At 71.8% G+C, this 4,709-nt stretch carries 3 protein-coding genes and 1 tRNA gene; 2 read left to right on the top strand and 2 right to left on the bottom strand.

Annotation, left to right across the window (positions count from 1 at the left end; translation table 11 throughout):
- Positions 1–1,585 (top strand): PKD domain-containing protein (locus RI554_06860; protein MDR9391734.1); only part of this gene is annotated, 1,585 nt, incomplete at its 5' end.
- Between the two features lie 80 nt (positions 1,586–1,665).
- On the opposite strand, the gene RI554_06855 is transcribed toward RI554_06860, so the two are convergent.
- Positions 1,666–1,741, bottom strand: a tRNA-Lys gene (locus tag RI554_06855).
- Positions 1,742–1,903: 162 nt separating this feature from the next.
- Between RI554_06855 and RI554_06850 the strand changes: the two genes are divergently transcribed.
- Positions 1,904–3,109: a GGDEF domain-containing protein gene (locus RI554_06850; protein ID MDR9391733.1), complete on the top strand. Its 1,206-nt coding sequence runs from the start codon at positions 1,904–1,906 to the stop codon at positions 3,107–3,109.
- 22 nt (positions 3,110–3,131) lie between these two features.
- Here RI554_06850 and RI554_06845 read toward each other — a convergent pair.
- Positions 3,132–4,709: cryptochrome/photolyase family protein (locus RI554_06845; GenBank protein MDR9391732.1), on the bottom strand; the 1,578-nt coding region annotated here is incomplete at its 5' end.

Below are 4,709 nucleotides of genomic sequence, written 5' to 3'. Positions count from 1 at the left end.
GGATGGGGTGTCGTGCGTGTTGGACGTGGGGGATGGGTCGTCGTACGAGGTGGGGTCGTGTGGGGTGGTGACGTCGCGGACGCATGCGTACGCGGGTGCGGGTTCGTACGACGTGTCGCTCGTGGCGTCGGATCCGGAGGGGGCGGAGGGGGAGGCGACGGGGTCGGTGGTGGTGACGTCGGCGACGGATGGGGTGGATCCGAACGGTGCGCCGGTGGTGGAGTCGTTGTCGGTGAGTCCGTCGGAGGTGGGGGTGGGGTCGGTGGTGACGTTCGCGTGGCGGGTGGTGGATCCGGATGGGGATGGGGTGTCGTGCGTGTTGGACGTGGGGGATGGGTCGTCGTACGAGGTGGGGGCGTGTGGGGTGGTGACGTCGCGGACGCATGCGTACGTGGGTGCGGGTTCGTATGACGTGTCGCTCGAGGCGTCGGATCCGCACGACGCAACGGGTGACGCCGCCACGGTCGTCGACGTCATCGCCTTCGACGCGGTGGCGGGGGGCGCGAGTTTCTCCCTGGCCTTGGACGCCGCAGGCGACGCGTGGGCGTGGGGCAGTGACGGAAACGGACAGGTGGGGAACGGCGGCGTGGAGACCGCCGACCGCTCGACGCCGCAGCGCGTCCGCATGCCGGAGGGCGTGACGTTCGTCGCCTTGGCGGCCGGGGATCGCCACGCCGTCGCGCTCGACGCGGACGGCCGTGCCTGGGCGTGGGGAAACGATGCGAGCGGGCGGCTCGGCGATGGGGGAACGAACGAAGATCAGGACGAACCCGTCCAGGTCGACCTCCCCGACGGCGTCACGGTCACGCGCGTCGTGGCCGGTTCGTACCACACGCTCGCGCTCGACGCGGACGGCAAGGCGTGGGCGTGGGGCGACGATGGGCAGGGGCAACTCGGCGATGGAGGATCGAACGAAGATCGGGCGGTTCCCGTCGAGGTCGACATGCCAGCCGGCGTCTCGTTCACCGATCTGGCGGCAGGACAAAACCACTCGCTCGCCCTCGACCACGAGGGCCGTGCGTGGGCGTGGGGGTGGAACGGGAACGGCCAGCTCGGGATCGGGGGCGTGAAAGGCAACCAAAGCGTGCCGACGGCGGTCATCATGCCTGCGGAAACGAGTTTCACGGACCTTGCGGCGGGGTACGGGCACTCGCTGGCCGTGGACGCGACGGGTGCCGCGTGGGCGTGGGGATGGAACGCCGACGGCCAGCTCGGAATCGGGAACCAGGAAAAGCAAAACCAGCCGACCGCCGTCTCCATGCCGGCGAACACGAGCTTCACGAAGCTCGTTGCCGGCCGAACGCACTCGCTTTCGGTGGACGCGGACGGCGCCGTGTGGGCGTGGGGAGATGATGGGAATGGACGACTCGGGGACGGGACGGGGTCGGCTTCGCAGTCGACACCCGTGGGAGTCGAAGCCCCATGGAGCGACGCGATCACGTCCCTCTCGGCCGGGAGGTACCATTCGCTCGCCGTGGACGCGAGCGGACGGGCGTGGGCATGGGGTAGCGATACCAATGGGCGCCTCGGCAACGGCGGAGCGGACGAAGATGCCTCCACGCCCACCGCGATCACGATTCGCTGACGATGTCCAGGGGACGCAGGATCCCGACCGAACGAGAAAAGCCCCGTCCTGGACCGGGATGGGCGTGACGGGGCATGGGGTGGTGGGTCGTGTAGGACTCGAACCTACAACCCGCTGATTAAGAGTCAGCTGCTCTACCAATTGAGCTAACGACCCAAGCGCCCGCCAGTATAGCGCTCTCGGGCCACCGGGAGGCCGCCCGGCGCACGCGCGGTGCGGTCGGGTTCGGTGGCCGATTCCGGCGTTCGTGCGGTGCGTGTGCGGCGGCGGTGCGCTCGGCACCGGTGGGGAGCGGCGAGCGGCGTACGCTACCTCAACATGGCGAAGGCAGATCCCGTCGAGAGCGCGCGTCGACAGGCCTACCTGCTGGTGTTGCCGTTGGGCGCCATCGTGGCGTTGATCGCCGGCGCGTTCGGGTTGTTGACGGGTCGCGGAACGACGACGGGCGCCTGGATCGGGATTGGGGCGGCGGGCGCGTTGGCGGCGTTCGCGTACGCGATCGCGGCACGACGCGTCGCGCTTCTTCGGTTGGAGCGGGCGTTGGTGACGTTCGCCGTGGTCGTGATGGGTGTGGCGATCGTGGTGGTCGGCGTCCGAACGGGCCCTCAGGGACAGTTGACGGAGTTGACCCGTCAGGCGTTCTGGCTACCCGCCGTGTTCGCCTTCACGTTCCTGGGGTTCGGTCCGCGCAACGGCGCGTGGATCTCCGCGGGGTTGTGGGCGTTGGCGGGGGCGGTGACCGCCGTCCACCTGCTGCCGGGGCACGCGCATCCGGTGGGCGACGTGACCCTGCTGGTGGAGGTACTGCTGGTCGACGGGGTGGTCTTGACGTTGTTCGCGGGGATCGCGCGGGTGCTGCAGACGTCGCAGCGGGTCGCGCGGAGTGCGCAGCTCGAGGCGACGACCGATCCGCTGACGGGCCTCGCGAACCGGCGATTCGGGGAGCGGATGCTGGAGGACGAGGTGGAGCGGGCGCAACGCTACGGCCGGCCGTTGTCGGTCGTCCTGTTCGACGTCGACCTCTTCAAGCAGGTGAACGACACGTACGGGCACGCGGTCGGGGATGCGGTGTTGCGGTGCGTTCCCGAGGTGTTCGCGGCGAACCATCGCGAGAGCGACCGGCTGGTGCGGTGGGGGGGTGAGGAGTTCCTGTTGATCGCGCCCGAGCTGGCGCTGGAGGACGCCTCGCGCTTGGGGGAGCGCATGCGCGGTCTCGTCGAGCGGCACGCGTTCCCCGTGGGCCGGCGGTTGACCGCCAGCTTCGGGGTCGCGACGCGCGCGCCGGACGAGACCGCGGCGGACGTCGTGCGGCGCGCCGATCAGGCGATGTACGCCGCGAAGCGGGCGGGCCGCAACGCGGCGTTCAAGTCGACCGGCAGCGACGGCGAAGCGATCGTGCAGCCGATCGGGGCGGGCGACCCCACGCGGTCGGACGACGTCTGGCCGGCCGTAGCAGGGTTGACGGTCGATGCGGCGGGCGCGGCTGCGTCGGAGCCTACGCCCATGGACGACGACGTGTCCTGACGTCGAGCGCGCCCCGGGGGGCCTACAGCTCGCCGTCGAGAAACGCCGTTCGGGTGGCGTCGGCGCGATCGAGGAGGGCGCGTCGGGCGTCGGGGTCGCGCTTGCGCCACGCCGCCACGATCATGCGCATGCGGTGGTTCGAGGCGAAGCGGTCCTCGTGCCGGTCGACGAACGCCCAGTACCAGGCGGTGAGGGGGCAGGCGTCGTCCCCCTCGCGCTTCTTCGGGTCGAAACGGCAGGCGGCGCAGGCGTCGCTCTGCTTGTGCAGGTAGTTGGCGCCCGCCGCGTACGGTTTCGTGGTGAGGCCGCCCCCGTCGGCGTACTGGCTCATCCCGAGGACGTTGGGGACCATCACCCAATCGAGGGCGTCGACGTGCGTGGCGGTGAACCAATCTAGGAGCGCGGCGGGGTCGACGCCGACGAGTTGCGCGACGTTGCCGGTGACCATCAACCGTTCGATGTGGTGCGCGTAGCCGGTCGCTTCGAGCCCTCGGATCGTGGTGGCGAGGCAGTGCAGGTCGGTGGGGGCGCCCCAGAAGGCGGGCGGGACGGGCGCGTGCGCCTCGAGGACGTTCGCGCCGCGCAGCGCGTCGCTGCGCGTGCGGTAGACGTGGTGCAGGAACTCGCGCCAGCCGAGGATCTGCCGCACGAACCCCTCGAGGGCGTTGAGGGGGATCGCACCGTCGGGGGTGGCGTCCGCGCCCTCTTCGCCGTCGGGTGGGCCGGTCCCGACGCGCGCGGCGTGCGCGAGGGCGGCGTCGACGACCTCGCGCGGGTGCAGCAGGCCGAGGTTCAGGGGGACCGACAGGGTGGAGTGCCAGAGGGTGCGTTCGCCCACCACCATCGCGTCCTGGTAGTGCCCGAAGCGCGCGAAGCGCGCGTCGAGGAAGGCGTCGAGCGTCGCGAGGGCGGCGTCGCGCGTGACCGGCCACCCGAACGGGTCGAGGGCGCCCCAGGCGTCGGGCAGGTGGGCACGCACGTCGTCCTGCACGTCGCGGGTGATGGCGTCGGGCGGGTGCGTCGGGGCGGCGGGCGGCGTGGCGTCGCGGGGCGGCCCGGCGCGGTTGGCGGCGTCGTAGTTCCAGCGACCCCCGACCGGTTCGCCGGCGTCGTCCATCAGGACGCCGCTCCAGCGGCGGACGTGCCGATAGAACGTCTCCATCTTCAGCGTCGTGCGGCCCTCCGCCCAGGCGTCCCAGACGTCGTTCGGGACGATCCACCCCTCGTCGGGGAACGTCCGGACGGGCGCGCCGGCGGCGGCCGCGCCGGCGCGCAGCTCCGCGTCGACCCCGTCGTCGCGCGGCGTCGTCCACCAGGCCTCCCCGCCGACCTCGCGCAGGTGCGCCGCGAGGGCGGCGGCGAAGTCGTCGGCGTCGGGGTGGTCGAGGCGGCGGTAGGTCACCTCGAAGCCGTCGCGCTGCAGGTCGTGCGCGAGGTGCCGCATGGCCGACAGGACCGCCGTGACCTTCTGCGCGTGGTGGGGGAGGCCGCGCAGGAGGGCCCGCGATTCGACCATCAGGATCCGCGCCTCGTCCGGCGCGAGGCGGGCCAGGGGACCGTGCGTGCGGCTCAGCTGGTCGCCGAGCACCAGGAGGGTGGG

Source organism: Trueperaceae bacterium (genome assembly GCA_031581195.1).
Lineage (GTDB): Bacteria > Deinococcota > Deinococci > Deinococcales > Trueperaceae > SLSQ01.
This window is presented reverse-complemented; position numbering and strand designations above follow the sequence as displayed.

Bases quoted from the DNA above. Each gene is read 5' to 3' on its own strand.
- RI554_06850 (MDR9391733.1), top strand. From the start codon at position 1,904: ATGGCGAAGGCAGATCCCGTCGAGAGCGCGCGTCGACAGGCCTACCTG.